The organism is Actinophytocola sp. (assembly GCF_036002505.1).
Lineage (GTDB): Bacteria > Actinomycetota > Actinomycetes > Mycobacteriales > Pseudonocardiaceae > DASYTH01.
The window spans coordinates 1-15,110 of record NZ_DASYTH010000067.1 but is presented as its reverse complement, the minus strand read 5'-3'; the positions used below and the strand labels follow the sequence as shown (position 1 = coordinate 15,110).

17 protein-coding genes are annotated in these 15,110 nt (G+C 69.9%); 4 read left to right on the top strand and 13 right to left on the bottom strand.

The genetic code is table 11. The features are described from left to right. The 5 genes from VGR06_RS05090 to VGR06_RS05070 all read right to left on the bottom strand — a co-directional run. The coding region (locus VGR06_RS05090; protein ID WP_327557779.1) for an SDR family NAD(P)-dependent oxidoreductase at positions 1 to 722 on the bottom strand (722 nt) is incomplete at its 3' end. After that, positions 719 to 1,258 carry a GNAT family N-acetyltransferase gene (locus VGR06_RS05085; RefSeq protein WP_327557778.1) on the bottom strand — a complete coding sequence of 180 codons (540 nt, stop codon included), beginning with the start codon at positions 1,256 to 1,258 and terminating at the stop codon, positions 719 to 721. The genes VGR06_RS05090 and VGR06_RS05085, both read right to left, overlap by 4 nt. A 137-nt stretch (positions 1,259 to 1,395) precedes the next feature. Next, positions 1,396 to 2,415: an acetamidase/formamidase family protein gene (locus VGR06_RS05080; RefSeq protein ID WP_327557777.1), complete on the bottom strand. Its 1,020-nt coding sequence runs from the start codon at positions 2,413 to 2,415 to the stop codon at positions 1,396 to 1,398. 9 nt (positions 2,416 to 2,424) lie between these two features. Continuing rightward, a complete protein-coding gene (locus tag VGR06_RS05075; RefSeq protein WP_327557776.1) occupies positions 2,425 to 2,913 on the bottom strand; it encodes a DUF5134 domain-containing protein in 489 nt (162 codons plus the stop codon). 1 nt (position 2,914) lies between these two features. Continuing rightward, positions 2,915 to 3,625, bottom strand: a complete 711-nt coding sequence (locus tag VGR06_RS05070; RefSeq protein ID WP_327557775.1) for a DUF899 domain-containing protein — start codon at positions 3,623 to 3,625, stop codon at positions 2,915 to 2,917. Between the two features lie 148 nt (positions 3,626 to 3,773). Here VGR06_RS05070 and VGR06_RS05065 point away from each other — a divergent pair, with 148 nt between their 5' ends. Beyond that, positions 3,774 to 4,604 (top strand): cyclase family protein, encoded by an 831-nt coding sequence (locus VGR06_RS05065; protein WP_327557774.1) that lies wholly within the window; start codon positions 3,774 to 3,776, stop codon positions 4,602 to 4,604. Here the strand turns inward: VGR06_RS05065 and VGR06_RS05060 are convergent. Continuing rightward, on the bottom strand, positions 4,601 to 4,765 hold the full coding sequence (locus VGR06_RS05060) for a DUF397 domain-containing protein (protein WP_327557773.1): 165 nt from the start codon (positions 4,763 to 4,765) through the stop codon (positions 4,601 to 4,603). The two genes, VGR06_RS05065 and VGR06_RS05060, sit on opposite strands and share 4 nt — an antisense overlap. A 2-nt stretch (positions 4,766 to 4,767) precedes the next feature. Next, entirely contained in the window at positions 4,768 to 5,598 is an 831-nt protein-coding gene (locus tag VGR06_RS05055) for a helix-turn-helix transcriptional regulator (RefSeq protein WP_327557772.1), read from the bottom strand. A gap of 90 nt (positions 5,599 to 5,688) precedes the next feature. Between VGR06_RS05055 and VGR06_RS05050 the strand changes: the two genes are divergently transcribed. Beyond that, positions 5,689 to 6,123, top strand: a complete 435-nt coding sequence (locus VGR06_RS05050) for a hypothetical protein (RefSeq protein ID WP_327557771.1) — start codon at positions 5,689 to 5,691, stop codon at positions 6,121 to 6,123. Positions 6,124 to 6,163: 40 nt separating this feature from the next. Here VGR06_RS05050 and VGR06_RS05045 read toward each other — a convergent pair whose 3' ends face one another. The 6 genes from VGR06_RS05045 to VGR06_RS05020 all read right to left on the bottom strand — a co-directional run bounded on the left by VGR06_RS05045 (position 6,164) and on the right by VGR06_RS05020 (position 13,448). Continuing rightward, entirely contained in the window at positions 6,164 to 8,524 is a 2,361-nt protein-coding gene (locus VGR06_RS05045; RefSeq protein ID WP_327557770.1) for a putative bifunctional diguanylate cyclase/phosphodiesterase, read from the bottom strand. Positions 8,525 to 8,817: 293 nt separating this feature from the next. Then, a complete protein-coding gene (locus VGR06_RS05040; protein WP_327557769.1) occupies positions 8,818 to 9,495 on the bottom strand; it encodes a response regulator transcription factor in 678 nt (225 codons plus the stop codon). Continuing rightward, on the bottom strand, positions 9,492 to 10,676 hold the full coding sequence (locus VGR06_RS05035; RefSeq protein ID WP_327557768.1) for a sensor histidine kinase: 1,185 nt from the start codon (positions 10,674 to 10,676) through the stop codon (positions 9,492 to 9,494). The genes VGR06_RS05040 and VGR06_RS05035 overlap by 4 nt, the downstream gene beginning before the upstream one ends. An 18-nt stretch (positions 10,677 to 10,694) precedes the next feature. Next, the gene (locus VGR06_RS05030) at positions 10,695 to 11,525 is read right to left on the bottom strand and encodes an ABC transporter permease (RefSeq protein WP_327557767.1); all 831 of its coding nucleotides are present in this window, start codon (positions 11,523 to 11,525) and stop codon (positions 10,695 to 10,697) included. Continuing rightward, positions 11,522 to 12,436 carry an ATP-binding cassette domain-containing protein gene (locus VGR06_RS05025; RefSeq protein WP_327557766.1) on the bottom strand — a complete coding sequence of 305 codons (915 nt, stop codon included), beginning with the start codon at positions 12,434 to 12,436 and terminating at the stop codon, positions 11,522 to 11,524. Before VGR06_RS05025 ends, VGR06_RS05030 begins: the two co-directional genes overlap by 4 nt. 400 nt (positions 12,437 to 12,836) lie before the next feature. Next, positions 12,837 to 13,448 (bottom strand): helix-turn-helix transcriptional regulator, encoded by a 612-nt coding sequence (locus VGR06_RS05020; protein WP_327557765.1) that lies wholly within the window; start codon positions 13,446 to 13,448, stop codon positions 12,837 to 12,839. 186 nt (positions 13,449 to 13,634) lie between these two features. Between VGR06_RS05020 and VGR06_RS05015 the strand changes: the two genes are divergently transcribed. Further along, positions 13,635 to 13,847, top strand: coding sequence for a hypothetical protein (locus VGR06_RS05015; protein WP_327557764.1), 213 nt, complete (start codon positions 13,635 to 13,637; stop codon positions 13,845 to 13,847). A 63-nt stretch (positions 13,848 to 13,910) separates the two neighbouring features. Next, positions 13,911 to 15,110: DUF1800 domain-containing protein (locus tag VGR06_RS05010; RefSeq protein ID WP_327557763.1), on the top strand; the 1,200-nt coding region annotated here is incomplete at its 3' end.

Below are 15,110 nucleotides of genomic sequence, written 5' to 3'. Positions count from 1 at the left end.
AGCACCACGCCGGTGACGTAGCCGGCGTCGGGCCCGGCCAGGTGCACGATCCAGCGCGCGATCTCCTCGGGCTCGCCGACCCGGCCGGCCGGGATGCGCGCGACGATGTCGGCGGTGAACGCCTTGTGCTGCTCCTCGGTGTAGCCGATCCGTTCGTGCACACCGGTTTCGATGAGTCCGGGCGCGAGTCCGACCACCCGGATCCCGCGCCGGCCCAGCTCCAGCGCCCAGGTTCGGGTCAGGTAGTCCAGCCCGGCCTTGGCAGCGCCGTAGATGGCGCTGTCCAGCCAGGCCCGCTGCCCGGTGACCATCGCGGTGCTGATGTTGATCACCGTGCCGCGGGTCGCGGTCAGCGCCTCCAGCGCGCACTCGGTGAGGTAAACCGGAGCCAGCAGGTTGGTCGCGAGCTGCGCCTCGGTCTCCGCGCGGTCGAGCCGGTGCAGCCGGGACTTCTTGATGAACGCGGCGTTGTTCACCAGCACGTCGATCCGGCCGAACGCGTCCAGCGCGGTGGCCACGATCTTCTCCGGCGCCCCCGCCGCGCTGATGTCGGCCACCAGCGGGCGGATCCGGGGATCGTCCCCGGCCGTCTCCTCGAGCGTCGCCGCGGTCCGCCCGACGATCAGCACGTCCGCGCCCTCACCGGCGAACGCCCGCGCCGCGGCCCGGCCGATTCCCGTACCCGCACCCGTGATCACGACCGCCCGGTTACTCGAGCTCACCCGATCTCCTTGTGATAGATGACAAATCGGCACGGCGTGGCGAGCAGCGGCGCCAGGTGCGGGTACGCCTCGTCGATCGACCCGGTACGCACCACCCGGTAGCCGATGCGGGTGTACCACGCGTCGAGCCGCTCCTTCGACGGGTGCGACCAGTCCCGCGGCACGAGCAGCTCCAGCTGCATCAGGTTCCGCCCCTCCGCGACGGCGCGGCACTCGGCGAACCGGACCAGTTCGCGGCCGACCCCGATGCCGCGATGCGCGGGCGCGGCGGCGAGCATGCCGAACTCCGCCACCCGGTCGTCCAGCCGCTGAATCCGAATGCACCCGGCGATCTCCGCCCCCACCCGCGCCACCGCGATCTGCCCGGCGCGGGTCAGCCCGGCGAACTCGGCCGCGCTGCTCCGGGCGGCGCCGCCGACCCACATTCCCCGCTCCGCCACCGCGTACACCTCGTTGACCAACCCGGTGAGCCCGTTCATGACGGCGCCATCCCCCGCCGCGGCGGCCGGCAGCATCTCGACCTCGACCGGCAGCACGCCACCAGCTTCGCACGCCGGCGGCCGGCGCTGACCAGCGACACAAGGCTGACCAAAGGGTCGCCAAAGTTTGGTGCGGAGACTATGGGGTGACGTCGGGGAGGGCTGTATGACAAGGAAAGTGGACATCAGCTGGCTCAGCTGAACACGCTGAGCGGCAGGTAGGCGGAGACGGTGTAGTTCGGCATGTCGACGATCTGGCTGATCTTCAGGTCGACACAGACGCTGGCCAGGACGTAGGCCTCGACCGGGGTCAGGTCGCGGTCGGTGGTGAGGTGGTCGATGATGCCGCGCAGCGCCGTCCGCGCGGCTTCGCGCAGGTCGGGTTCGTTGCCGATGCTGACATAGCTCGGGCCGGGCAGGGACAGCGGGCGGCCGGAGGTGATCGCCCGCGGCTGCTCGAGCGGGGCGCCCTTGCGCAGGGAGAGCCGCAGCGTGACGGTGGCCTCCATCTCGATCCCGGTGCCGGAGACCTCGCCATCTCCTTGCGCCCCATGGGCGTCGCCGATCGACAGCAGTGCGCCGGGGGCCAGCACCGGGAGCATCAGCGTCGCACCGGCGGTGAGGTGCCGCAGGTCCATGTTGCCGCCGGAGCGGCGGGGCGGAACGGTCGAGTGCTGCCCGGGCTCGGCCGGGGCGACGCCCATGACACCGCAGAACGGCGCCAGCGGCACCCGGACGCCGCGCCGCAGCTCCGCGCGCTTGCCGGTGCGCAGATCCCAGACGAAACAGTGGCTGCGTGGCTCCCCGCCGAGCGCGTCGTTGAGCAGCCCGAACCGGTCCGGGTCGGAGCTGCACGAGGTGTGGCCCCACTTTCCCGGCTCGATCCGGACGATCTCGATCACCAGCGTGTCGCCGGGCTCCGCGCCGCGCACCCCGACCGGACCGGTCAGCGGGTGCCCGCGGGCGATGACCGGGTCGCGGTCCTCGGTGGGCTGCTCCGGGTAGGCACAGCCGGAGACGAGCGCGACCAGCGCGGGATCGATGCCGTCCTGCGCCAGCTGCTTGATCTCCCGCGCCACCCGGCCGTAGCTGGAGTCCAGCGTCTCGAAGGTCACCGTGTCACCGGGATCCACCCACAGCTGCGGTGGCAGCTCGTTGCTCCAGTAGGTGTGGATGTTCTCCCGCCCGACCCAGTGGTGGCGCGCCCAAGCCATCACTGGAGGCTATCCAGTGTGGGCCAGCAGCGGCAGGGCCAGCTGGACGGACATGCCCGCGCTGAGCACCGCGTGCGCGCCCGCGCAGGACGCCCGTCGGTACACCGCGGCGGTGAACCAGGGCACCGTGGCCAGGCCGAAATACGCCACCAGCGCCGTGCTCGCGACGAGAATCCCGGCCGGCACCGGGTGCTGGTGGTGGTGCGCCGGAATGATGATCATCCAGGCCATGCCGGCGGCCATCAGCGCGTGGTGCACGCCGCCCGCGTCCCGGGTGCTGGCCAGGAACCAGATCCCGGCCAGCCCCAGCGCGGTGAGCCACGGCGCCGGGGGCAGGTCCATGCCCCACGGCCAGACCATGGCGATCATGGCCGCGGCCATGACCCCGTGCACGCCATGGGAGATCCGCACGGCCGCGGGCACGCCGGACCGGGCCCCGTGGCGGAGGAGCCACGACCCGGCGCCCGCGAACACGACCGTGAGGATCCAGCCGGTCATCTCAGTGGTCGTCGTACTTGTCGTGGTGGCGGAACTCGTTGACGTAGATCTGCCGGCCGAGCGGGGTCAGGTCGAGGTAGTGGTACGTGCCGAGCAGCATGTCCGGGCCGCGGCCGTAGCTTGAATAGGTGTGCAGGACCCGGTCGCCGTCGCGGAAGAACACGCTCAGGCCGTGCGCGTCCCTGCCGTCCTGGAGCAGGTAGCCCATGCCCTCGCGGTCGAGCGTCGCGGCGTCCTTGTAGTTGTACTGGATCGGGGCGACGGTCGAGTCCATCGTGACGTGGAAGTCGTAGTTGAAGTCGCCGCCGTGCGAGGAGTACCACGGGACGGTCCAGCCCATGCGGGTGCGGAACCGCTCGATGCTGGCCAGCGGGGCGCGGGAGACGAGTGCCAGCGTGGTGTCCCGGGCGTGCAGGTGGGCGAGGTGGCCGATGTTGTCGGCGACCAGCGAGCAGCTCGGGCAGCCCTCGTCGGCGTCGTGCAGCCACATGAAGTGGTAGACGACGAGCTGGCGCCGCCCCTCGAACAGGTCGAGCAGGCTCGCCTTGCCGTTCGGGCCGTCGAACAGGTAGTCCTTGTCGATCTCCACCGCCGGCAGTTCGCGCCGCCGCTCGGCCACCGCGTCACGGGCGCGGCTGAGGTCCTTCTCGTGCGTGAGCAGCTCCAGGCGCCTGGCCAGCCACTCGTCCCGGGTCACGACCTGCGGGGTCATGATGATTCTCCTCACCGTGGGATGTTCTTACGGTCGTATAGATCGCCCGGGTGCCGCTGAATCATCGGTAGCTGGCGGCCGAGTTTCCGATTGGACACCGCCAGGCGGGTGATACTGCGGGCGCTTCGTGGATGACAAGGTGGTGGGCATGGTTGTGAGCCGAAGGACGTTGACCGCGGGGATCACGGGGGTGCTGGGCGGGTTGTGGCCGTTGGGAAAATCAGCCGCAGCGGCCGCACCGGCTTTTGGTCTGGACCAGCTGAGGCTGGTGAGCCTGTCGCATGTGAACGATCCGGCGACGACGAACGTGTTCCCGGGTGACCCGGCGTTCACCCTGGAGACCATCGCCACGATCCCCGAGGACGGCTTCTACCTGCAGTTCGTCCGCGAGGGCGAGCACACCGGCACGCACTGGGGCGCGCCCGGGCACTTCAACGAGGGCGAGCCGCTGGCCGACCAGATGGAGCCCGGCGACCTGTTCCGGCCCGCCGTGAAGATCGACGTGCGGTCGAAGGTGGACGGCAATCCGGACTACGGCGTCACCATTGAGGACATCAAGTCGTGGGAACGGGTGCACGGGCGGATTCCCAACGAGTCCGTGGTGATCCTGTGGACCGGATGGGAGTCGCGCTGGGGTACGCCGGCGTTCCCGAACCAGGACGCCGAGGGGATCGTCCACCAGCCCGGCTTCTCCATCCCGGCGGTGCAGTGGCTGATCGACACCGGCCGGCTCGGGCGGCGCGGCGGTACCGGCATCGACACGTTCAGCCCGGACGTGGGGATCGAGGAGACGTTCACCGTGTCGAAGCTGGTCTACCAGCGCCACCGGATCAGCCTGGAGATCCTCGCCAACCTGCGCGCACTCCCGGCGACCGGCGCCTGGGTCCTCGCCGGCGGCCCGGTCAACCGCAACGGCGCCGGCTCCACCGCGAACATCTTCGGCGTCCTCCCGCCCGGGGTCCACGCCGACGAAAGCTAACGATCGAGTTGCCCCGCCTTGACCGTGGCCAGCAGGCCGCACAGGTCCACGGCCAGTAGCGGACCATAGCGGTTCTTGCTGTCTCGGATGGCGGCCAGGTCCTGCCTGACCTGCACACAGTTGCCGCCGTCCCCGCTGAAGCTCGACTTGCGCCAATCCATGATCACGCCTCCTTCATAATCGACCGGAGCATAACCTGGCTTTCACGGGTGGGAAGGGCTACGCGTTCCAGCTTGGTGAGCACCCTGGCGTAGGGCGCTGCCTGATCATCATGCAAGTAGACGCCACCCTCGTAGACCTCGACATTCACCACAGGCGTGGTGTGCGGGAACGTCATGTAGTGCCACGAGTGACTGATCAGTCCGACGGCGAGGTGTTCAGGCACAATCCGGACAGGGATCCCGCGTTCACGTGCGTCCAGAAGGTGCCGGATCTGCTTCCTGTGAACGTCAGGGCCACCGAATGGGATCCGTAGCGCGGTCTCGCTGATGTAGGCCGCGTAGTCCACCGTACCGAGGATCTTCTGTCGCCTCCGCCTGGCCACCCAGCGCAATTCGGCGACCTCCTGTGGCCAGTCTTGGGAGAGCATGAGCGCCATGGCGTAGTCCTCGGTTTGAAGCAAGCCCGGCACCAGCGACACCGCCCAGTCGGTGAGGCTGTTGGCGTCGGCTTCATAGCTGGCGAGCGTGCCCATCTCAGCGGGAACACCGGGAAGCGGGCGGTCCCACCAGCCCGATGCGTTCTCCGCTCTGGCCTCCGCGATGACGTCCTCACGCTCGGCGGAGGGAATCCGGTAGGCGGTCAGGATCATCGCCACGTCTTCGGTGCTGATGTGGCGTTGGCCGTTCTCGATTCTCGACATCGTGGCGAGACCCCAGCCCAGCACCTTCGCCGCGGCTTCGAGGCTCAGGGTCGTGCGTTCCCTGCGGATCGCCCGTAGCCGGGCACCGATGATCCGGTCCCGGGGCCTTGGGGGCTGTCGCTTGTTCGGCACCGCACTCCTTCCCACCGCTGGAAAGGCAAGTGCCTTCCAGGAAGGAAGTTTAACGTCCACACTGAACAGCTACCGATCAGGGAGGCATCCATGGACAGTCGCGAGGTATCGAAGCGGTGGCCGCATATCTGGCGATATCTGCGGGTCGAGTCATCCGGTCGGTTTGATCACAAGTTCCACACGTGGGATCTCGGCGTGGACCGGCTGAGCCCGGCCGAGCAGGCGGCGGCCTACGAGGAGTGGGCGGACTTCTGGGAGTTTCGCTTGGCGCAGTGGCGCGACGAGCTGGCCGGCGACCGCCGGAAGTGGGGCCCGCTGGAGGAGTGGACCGACGAGATGGCGTATGGCTGCCGGCGGTGCGCGGCCTACGCGCGCGGTGAGGATCCGGGTGAGCCGGTTCCGCTGTCGGTGCGGCGCCCGGACCTGTACGCGGCCAAGCGGGCGCGGGTGGCGGAGATCATCGCGGAAGTGGACGCGTCCCGAACGTACGACTCGGTTGCCGGAACGTACGACTCGGTTGCTTGAGCGTCGAACTCGGTTGCTGGAGAGTCGAACTCGCCGGGCGTCAGCTGTGGGCTTGTTGGGTGGTGGGGAGGGCTGAGAGGGGGCCGGGGCGGCCGAAGCGGTAGCCCTGGGCGAGGGTGCAGCCGGCGAGGGCGATCTTTTCGGCCTGCTCGGCGGTTTCGATGCCTTCGGCGACGACGGCGAGGCCGAGGTCGGCGCAGAGGCGGACCATGGAGCGGCAGAGGGCGGCGTCGCGTTCGGGCTCGATGCCGGTGGTGAGGGCCCGGTCCAGTTTGATCAGGTCGACGGGGAGGGCGTGCAGGTAGGCCAGGGAGTTGTAGCCGGCGCCGAAGTCGTCGAGGGCCACCCGCACGCCGAGGTCGCGGAGCCGGCGGACCGCGGCCGCGCCGGCGTCGAGGTCGAGGACCGGCACGGTTTCGGTGATCTCCACGACGAGCTGGCCGGGCGCGAGCCGGTGGCGCTTGAGGGCGGCGGCGATGCACTCCTCGAGGGCCGGATCACCCAGCCGCGCGGCGCAGATGTTGACGTGCACGGCGAGATCCAGGCCCGCGGCGACGACCTCGCGGCAGGCCAGGTCGAGCACGAGTGCGTCCAGCGCGGCGCCCAGCCCGGCGTTCTCCGCGGCCGGCACGAACGTCTCCGGCGACACCCCGGTCCCGTCCGGCGCGGTCCACCGGGCGAGCGCCTCGATGGCCACCATCGACTCGTCCGCCAGCCGCACGATCGGCTGGAAGGCCAGCCCGAACCCGGCGAGCATGCCGCCGTCGGCCAGCCGCAGCGCGGTGGCGAAGTCCGGCGGACCGTTCGGTGTCGCCTGGTAGACCACCGCGGTGTCCTTGCCCAACCGCTTCCCCGCGTACATCGACGCGTCCGCGCGGCCGAGCAGCACGTCGCCGGTCGGCAGCGGCTCGGACGGGTCCAGCGCCACCAACCCCATGCTGGCCCGCACCGTGACCAGCGTGCCGTGCACCGCGAACGGCCGGCGCAGCGCCGCCCGCAGCCGGTCCGCGATCACCTCCGGCGCGTCCAACTCGCCCTCGAGCAGGATGGCGAACTCGTCGCCGCCCAGCCGTGCCACGGTGTCGGTGGACCGCACGCAGCTCAGCAGCCGCTGACCGACCGCGTGCAGCAACCGGTCCCCGGCCGCGTGCCCGAACCTGTCGTTGACGTCCTTGAAGTCGTCCAGGTCGACGAAGATCAGCACCAGTCGCTGCCGCGCCCCGTTCGTCACCGCGAGGTCGAGCTGGTCGGCGAACAGCGCCCGGTTGGCGAGCCCGGTCAGCGTGTCGTGGAAGGCCTGATGGGTGAGCTGGCGCTGCCCCTCGTACACCCGGCGCAACAGCAACCTGTTGTCCAGCAAGGAGATCAGCTGCCGGGCGACGACCAGGAAGACCACCGCGACGCCCAGGCTGGTTTCCACGACATCGGGCCCGCCGCCCAGCATGAGCTGGACGCTGAACAGCACACCCACGGCCAACACCGGCAGGTACGGCAGTGCGAGCTGCCACCACTCCTGCGTGCCCGGGTGGCTCTCGCTGTCCCGCTGCCGCTCCACCGGGGAAGCCGCCAGCGCGTACCCGATGAGCAGCGGGCCGAGCACGAAACCCGCGTCCGACCAGGGTTTCATGCTCTCCGCGCCGATGCTGACCAGGTAGGCGAAGATCGAGTCGGAGAAGGCGAGCGCCACCACGCCGAGGGCGAGCAGCAGCAGGTTCGCCCGGTACGGCCGGTCCACCCGGTCGAACACCACCAGCAGCACCGCCATGACGACCATCACCAGGTCCGACGTGGGGTACGCGATCGCCACCGCCCAGGTCAGCGCGTCCGGCGGCCGGGCCTGCACCACCGGTCCCAGCGCCGCCGCCCAGGCCAGGACGAACAGCGACCCGGTCACCACCAGGCCGTCGAGCACCACGGCCGTGCCGATGTGTGCGGTCCACGGCCGGGGCTGCCAAAGGGGGGTGGGGGGGCTGAGCCTCCTCGGGGGTCTGGGGGCTTGCCCCCAGAAAGAACGGCGGAGTTCCGGACGCTCCCGCGCGGTGCCCAGCACCAGCAACGCCGGCAACGCGCACACCGGGAGCAGCAGGTAACCGACGTCGGCCAGGGACGGCGAGGGCAGCCCGCGGTTCCCGATGAGCTGGTACCACGACCACACCAGCTGGCCGCCGGACCAGCCGGCCATGCCCACCGCGATCAGCAGCCGCCACCACCGCTGCGGCCCGGTGTGGCGGCGTGCCACCACGAACCCGCACACCGCCGCGGTCAGCCCGGTGCTGAGCTGCAACGCGTCGTCGACCCACAACGCGACCCGGTCACCGAAGATCGCCGCCCCGTTCACCGCCACGAGGGCGGCCACGACCGCGACGAGTCCGATAGCCACCGGATTCCGCCGAACCGCCATGACACCTCAACCGCTCACGCGCGCCGGTCGATCGACGCACGTTACCAGGCGCGCACCGGCCGTAAAGAGTTTTGCCGCACGGGTACGCGGACCGTCTCCCGTCGCCATGTTGGCGCGCCACGTTGCCGTGTTGGCTCCTGGCGTAGGTGTGTTGGCTGGTGACGACGACGCCGGACACCGCCGACGGCGACCCCACCGCACACTCGGCCAACACGGCGACGCCACGGGCCAACACAACGACGCCACGGGCCAACATGGCAACGCCAGAGGCCAACACACCGAAGGCTGCCGTCCTAGCCTGGGCGGACCAGACCGATCTCGTAGGCGAACACCACGGCCTGCACCCGGTCGCGCAGGTCGAGCTTGTTCAGCACCCGGCCGACATGGGTCTTCACCGTGGCCTCGGACAGGCACAACCGCTGCGCGATCTCCGCGTTGGACAGCCCGCCGGCCAGCTCCGTGAGCACCTCCACCTCGCGGTCGGTCAGCCGGGACAGCCGCTCGTCCGGCCCGGGCTCGGCCCGCCCGCCGGGATCGGGCAGCCGGTCGGCCACCTTGTCCAGCAGCCGGCGGGTCACGCTCGGCGCCACCACGGCGTCCCCGGCGGCGACCGCGCGGATGGCCGAGAGCAGGTCCTCCGGCGGGACGTTCTTCAGCAGGAACCCGCTGGCCCCTACCCGGAGTCCGGCGAAGGCGTACTCGTCAAGGTCGAACGTGGTCAGGATGAGCACCCGCGAGCGCGGATGGAGGCGCACGATGCTCCGGGTGGCCTCGATGCCGTCCACGCCCGGCATGCGCACGTCCATCAGCACCACGTCCGGGTCGAGCTCGGCGGTGCGGGCCACGGCCGCGGCGCCGTCGGCCGCCTCACCGACCACCGTGATGTCCGGCTGGGACTCCAGCACCAGCCGGAAACCCAGGCGCAGCAACGGTTCGTCGTCCACGAGCAGCACCCGGACGCGCTCGGTCATGCCGCCACCCGCCCGGCGGTCAGGGTCGCCCGCACCCGCCAGCCGCCGCCGGTGCGGGGACCGGCCTCGATCCGGCCGTCGAACATGGCGACCCGCTCGGCCATGCCGTCCAGCCCATGCCCGTGCCCGTTGCGCGGCTGGGCGGCGCGCCCGTCGTCCTCGATCTCCACGGCCAGCAGCGGGTCCTGGTAGCGCACGGTCACCCGGGCCGCGCTCGGCGACTCGGCGTGCTTGAGCACGTTGGTGAGCGCCTCCTGCACGACCCGGTACACCACGAGCTGCGCGGTCGGCGGGACCGGGAACGGCGTGCCGGTCAGGGCCAGCGAGGTGGGCAGCCCGGCCGAGCGCACCTGCGTGGCGAGCAGGTCGAGCTGCTCGATGCCGGGCTGCGGGGCGCGCATCGGCGCGGTGTCGTCCTCGCGGAGCACCCCGAGCAGGCGCTGCATCTCGGCCAGCGCCTGCCGCCCGGTGGCCGAGACCTGCCGCGCGGCATCCTCGGCGGCCCTGGGGTTTCCGTCCGCGCTGAACGCGGCGCCGTCCGCCAGCGCGATCATCACGGACAGGTTGTGGGTCACGATGTCGTGCATCTCCCGGGCGATCCGGGCCCGCTCGGCCGCGGCGGCGAGCCGGGCCTGCTGGTCGCGCTCGTGCTCGGCGCGCCGGGCCCGGTCCTCCACCGACGCCAGGTAGGCACGCCGGGCGCGGAGGTTGCGGCCGATCACGAACACGGCGGAGGCCATCCCGGTCAGGAACACGAACGCCGGCATCCGGCCGTCCGGGCCCGACCACTTCCACACCGCCATGATCACGCCGATCTCCAGGACACCCCACGCGATCGCCGCCCGGACGTGATCCCGGTTGGTGGCCACGGTGTACAGCGCGATCAGCAGCGCGACGTCGGCGATCACCGCCTGGTTGAGCAACAGCCACTGGGCGACGGCGACCACGGCGACGCAGCCGAACACGATCATCGGGTAGCGCCGCCGCACGATCAGCGGGACGGCCAGCAGCACGCTCCAGAGCACCGGGTGGTGCCACGGGCCGCCGTCCTCGGGCTGCTGGAACGCCGGCGGGAGCACGATCACCAGCGCCAGCGCGTCGACGAGCATCGGATGGCGCCGCGGCCAGGAGCGCAGCCAGGCCAGGACCCGCCAGCGCTCCACCGCGGCACCCTCGCTCATGCCGCCATCATGCCCAACTCAGGCGTCCCGGCGCCGCAGTAGCACCACCGCGATCGCCACGCCGGCCACGATGTAGGCGCAGAACCAGGCGAAACCGGTCCACGGCGCCAGCTCCCCTGGGTCGACGTGGCCGGCCATGATCTGCTGGCCGGCGTTGCCCGGCAGGTACGGGACGATGTTCCGGGCCCAGCTCTCCGGCAGCGCCTCCGCGACCAGCGGCACCACCAGCAGCAGGCCGAGCAGCGTGCTGATCGCGCCCGCGGTGTGCCGGAAGATCCAGCCGAGCGCGCCACCGAGCAGGCCGACCCCGGTCAGGTACAGCGCGGCGCCGAGGACCGCGCGTAACACCCCGGGCGCGCCCAGGGTCGTCTCGATGTGCTGTGAGCTGAGCAGGCTCTGACCGACGAAGAACGCCACGACCGCGCCCACTCCGGTCACGACGAACCCCACGGCGGCGAACACCGCCAGCTTGCCCCAGAGCACCGGGAGTCGTTTCGGTGCGGCGGACATGCTCGCCCGGATCATCCCGGTGCCGTACTCCCCGCTCACCACCAATACGCCGAGCACCCCGATGATCAGCTGAGCGAGAAACACGCCGCTCAGGCTGACCCTGGCCGGATCGAACCGGGCCCGCTCCTCGGCACCGAACTCCGGCCAGTTGTTCGCCACGATCGTGCCGACCAGCGCGGCGAGACCCACCAGCGCCGCCAGTGACACGGCGAGCGCGACGTAGGACGACCGCAGCGAGCGGAACTTCACCCACTCCGACACCACCACCCGCGCCTGGGTCACCCGGACGTCGGGCGGCAGCTCCGCGCGCCGAACCGGCTCGGTCACCGTCGTGGTCATGACGCCCTCTCTTCCGTGCGGTACTCCAGCGTGTCCTCGGTGAGCTCCATGAACGCCTCCTCCAGCGACGCCCGGACCGGCGTCAGCTCCTCCAGCGGTATCCGCTGCTCACACGCCACCATCCCGATCTCGGTGCCGCTCATCCCGGACACCTCCAGCACCCCGTCCTCCACGCTCGTGACCACGACCGCCGGCCCGGCGAGGAGCCCCCGTAACTTCGCCGCCTGCGGGGTGCGCACCCGCACCGAGTTCCGCGACGCGGCGTCCGTGAACTCCTTCACCGAGGTGTCCGCGATCAACCGCCCCTTCCCCACCACAATCAGATGCTCCGCGGTCAGCGCCATCTCACTCATCAAATGCGACGAGACAAAGATCGTCCGCCCCTCCCCCGCAAGCCCCTTCAAGAGGTTCCGAATCCACAAAATCCCCTGCGGATCGAGCCCGTTGACCGGCTCATCCAGCACCAACGTCGCCGGATCGCCGAGCAGTGCGGCCGCGATCCCCAACCGCTGCCCCATCCCCAACGAGAACCCGCCGGCCCGCTTCCGCGCCACCTCCCGCAACCCGACCAGGTCGATGACCTCCCCCACCCGCCGCTTCGAAATCCCATGCGTGGCAGCCAAAGCCAGCAGATGGTGATACGCCGACCGCCCGGTGTGCACCGCCCGCGCCTCCAGCAGGCTCCCCACCTCCCGCATCGGCGCCACATGATCCCGATACCGCCGCCCGTTCACCGTGACATCGCCCGATGTCGGAGCATCCAACCCCATGATCATCCGGATGGTCGTGGACTTTCCCGCCCCATTCGGCCCGAGAAACCCCGTCACCACCCCCGGCTTCACGGCAAACGACAACTCGTCCACCGCCACCTTCGCCCCATACCGCTTCGTCACCCCGTGCGCCTGAATCATGCCGCCAAACCTAGGCCGCCCCCGCTCCCCCTACGACGCCCCCACGGCTGATCTTCCCGCAGCACCTCCTACGACCTCCGGCGTACCCGATACGCCACAGGTCGCAGAGCCGTGAAGCAGGAAGTTCAGGCCGAGCATGTGCCAATGACCTTGCCGGCGTGTCTCGCATCCGCGTAGCCATGTGCTGCGCCGGCGTAGTCATGATGCGCGTTCGCGACGCCATCCGGGCCGACGCCGTCGCGTTTACCAGTCCAACGTTGCGTGCCGCTGCTCACGACATCGATATCGGCGTCGCCTCGGTATGGATTCCACCCCGGTGCGCAGTTCTCTGCCGACTTGGCTGTCTACCCCACGGATTGACCGTTGCCTATTCGAATGGGAAACGGGAAACGTCGGATAGTCACACCAAGCCAGAGAGCTCACCTTTGGCGTCGAACTCCGTGTCCAGGAGGCGCGCCAGGGTCGAATTGGGAGGCTTCTGTCCATTTTCCACCTTGGATAGATAACCCTTTGAATAGTTAACCCTCCTGGCTGTTTCGCCCAGCGAAAGGCCACTTAAGATGCGATATTTGCGCATCTCTTCACCGAAGCGGTAGTAACCAACGCCTGTCCGCTGACCTGCGCCTTCCCTTGGCGCGCCGGCCAGATCTGGCGCCCTGCCGGAGCGGCGATCAGCTAACGAAAGCTCTTGCTCACATTTCGATCGACGCTCGTTCCACGCGGGAAGTTCAGCATCGCCGTCCGGTGACCACGCCCTGACCATGACGGCCAGGGTGTCCCTTGACGGCAACGTCCGTCCGCCTAGTGCGGCATAGATGGCCGCCCTGCTGACAGCTTTTCTTGACTCGGTCACGACCTTGGCTACGGATGCCGGCCGGCCTGCGGGCGCGCGGTCACGCAGCTGGCGCAACTCGAGGGCGAAGCGTGCCAGGGGGCCATCCGCGGCATCCAGCGGTCTCGTTCGTACCGGCATGTGACCACTGCCTTCTTGCGATGTCTTGCGTTGACTCATGATGTCTTGGAAGGTTGCCGCAGGTCAAGACACAGAGTTTGATGGAAACACCCGGGAAACCAGGGAAACACCACCACGACGATGGGCCAAGTGCTCAGAAGACCAGCAGAACCGGTACGCCGCCGCCCTCCCCTTCGACAGAGCTGACGGCAGCGCACCACGGTCCCGCCCGGAAGGACAGAACCGATGCAGGATAGATCCACCAGCGGGGGATGGCAGCGGCTGCTGCGGATCGTGGTCGACCGCGGTGCGCTCGGCGTGATCACATTGGCCCTCATCGTCACCCTCGCCTGTGTCGTCAGCGGGGTCAGCCCGCCCGTGATCTACGCCTTGGTCGCCCTGGTGGCCTCGTTCACGCTCCTCATCGCCGTCGCCGCCGTATTTCTGAAGCGAATGTAAGGGTTGTGTTCGAGAGGGCACGAGCGGGCTGCGATGCGGCGACTCCGGGGGAAGACTGCGGGTATGGCTGCTGTGGGTGAGCGGGCCGCGGTGCGGCGGCTGGTGGAGCGGTTGGGGTTCGGGCCGCGGCCGGGCGAGCTGGACACGGCGGTGGGCAAGGGGTTCGGGCCGGTCAGGGACGAGTTGTTGGCTGCGGTGGTGGATTCGGGGGCGGCGGCGCCGGCCGTTGGGGATGAGCGGAGTCAGGAGGAGCGGGCGGCTATCGCGCTGTGGTGGCTGGAGCGGATGGTCACCAGCCAGGCGCCGGTAACTGAGCGGGTGACGTGGTTCTGGCACGGGCATTTCGCGACGAGTGTGCAGAAGGTGCGGAGTGCGCGGTTGATGGTCAGGCAGAACGAGACGTTGCGGGGGAAGGGGTTGGGGGACTTCGCGGAGTTGGTCAGGGCGATGGTCGTTGATCCGGCGATGTTGATCTGGTTGGACGGGCAGAAGAACACGGCGAAGGCGGCGAACGAGAACCTGGCGCGGGAGCTCATGGAGCTGTTCACGTTGGGGGTGGGGAACTATTCGGAGCAGGACGTGCGGGAGGCGGCGCGGGCGCTGACCGGGTGGAAGGTCAACCGGGACACGATGAGCACGAGCCTCAACCCGAGGCAGCAGGACAAGGGTGCGAAGACGGTGCTGGGGCACAGCGGGGCGTTGGACGCGACAGGCCTGGTGGAGGTGCTGGTCGGGCAGCCGGTGTCGGCTCAGTTCGTGGTACGGCGCATGTGGTTCCGGTTCGTGGGGGCGAAACCGCCGGAGGACGACGTGGTGCAGCGGCTGGTCGAGGCTTATGGGCCTGGTCGCGACGTTGCGAGGGTGCTGAGGGCGATCACGGAGGAGCCGGGGTTTCGGGATGAGGGGAACACGCTGGTGAAGCAGCCGGTGGAGTGGGCGGTGGGGTTGATGCGGGCGCTCAACGTCACGCCGTCGGCGCTGCCGGAGGGGGACAGGACCAAGCTGGTGGCGGGGTTGCGCGGGATGGGACAGGTGCCGTTCCTGCCGCCGAGCGTCGGTGGGTGGCCGGCGGGAGCGGCGTGGCTGACCACGTCCGCGGCGCTGGCCCGGTTGCATGTGGCGCAGTTGATCACGGCGCGCGGTGACCTGGCGGCGCTCAAGGGAAACGACCCGGTGGGGGCGGCGGGAGCGCTGCTCGGGGTGGACGGGTGGAGTGAGCGCACCAGGAATGCGCTTGCCAAGGTGGCGAAGCAGCCGGGGCAG

What these genes read in the sequence shown, in the direction of transcription:
- VGR06_RS05040 (WP_327557769.1), bottom strand. Translation starts at nt 9,495, where the DNA reads ATGACCGAGCGCGTCCGGGTGCTGCTCGTGGACGACGAACCGTTGCTG.
- VGR06_RS05065 (WP_327557774.1), top strand. Translation starts at nt 3,774, where the DNA reads ATGGTTGTGAGCCGAAGGACGTTGACCGCGGGGATCACGGGGGTGCTG.
- VGR06_RS05060 (WP_327557773.1), bottom strand. Translation starts at nt 4,765, where the DNA reads ATGGATTGGCGCAAGTCGAGCTTCAGCGGGGACGGCGGCAACTGTGTG.
- VGR06_RS05045 (WP_327557770.1), bottom strand. Translation starts at nt 8,524, where the DNA reads ATGGCGGTTCGGCGGAATCCGGTGGCTATCGGACTCGTCGCGGTCGTG.
- VGR06_RS05070 (WP_327557775.1), bottom strand. Translation starts at nt 3,625, where the DNA reads ATGACCCCGCAGGTCGTGACCCGGGACGAGTGGCTGGCCAGGCGCCTG.
- VGR06_RS05050 (WP_327557771.1), top strand. Translation starts at nt 5,689, where the DNA reads ATGGACAGTCGCGAGGTATCGAAGCGGTGGCCGCATATCTGGCGATAT.
- VGR06_RS05025 (WP_327557766.1), bottom strand. Translation starts at nt 12,436, where the DNA reads ATGATTCAGGCGCACGGGGTGACGAAGCGGTATGGGGCGAAGGTGGCG.
- VGR06_RS05035 (WP_327557768.1), bottom strand. Translation starts at nt 10,676, where the DNA reads ATGAGCGAGGGTGCCGCGGTGGAGCGCTGGCGGGTCCTGGCCTGGCTG.
- VGR06_RS05080 (WP_327557777.1), bottom strand. Translation starts at nt 2,415, where the DNA reads ATGGCTTGGGCGCGCCACCACTGGGTCGGGCGGGAGAACATCCACACC.
- VGR06_RS05030 (WP_327557767.1), bottom strand. Translation starts at nt 11,525, where the DNA reads ATGACCACGACGGTGACCGAGCCGGTTCGGCGCGCGGAGCTGCCGCCC.
- VGR06_RS05075 (WP_327557776.1), bottom strand. Translation starts at nt 2,913, where the DNA reads ATGACCGGCTGGATCCTCACGGTCGTGTTCGCGGGCGCCGGGTCGTGG.
- VGR06_RS05015 (WP_327557764.1), top strand. Translation starts at nt 13,635, where the DNA reads ATGCAGGATAGATCCACCAGCGGGGGATGGCAGCGGCTGCTGCGGATC.
- VGR06_RS05020 (WP_327557765.1), bottom strand. Translation starts at nt 13,448, where the DNA reads ATGAGTCAACGCAAGACATCGCAAGAAGGCAGTGGTCACATGCCGGTA.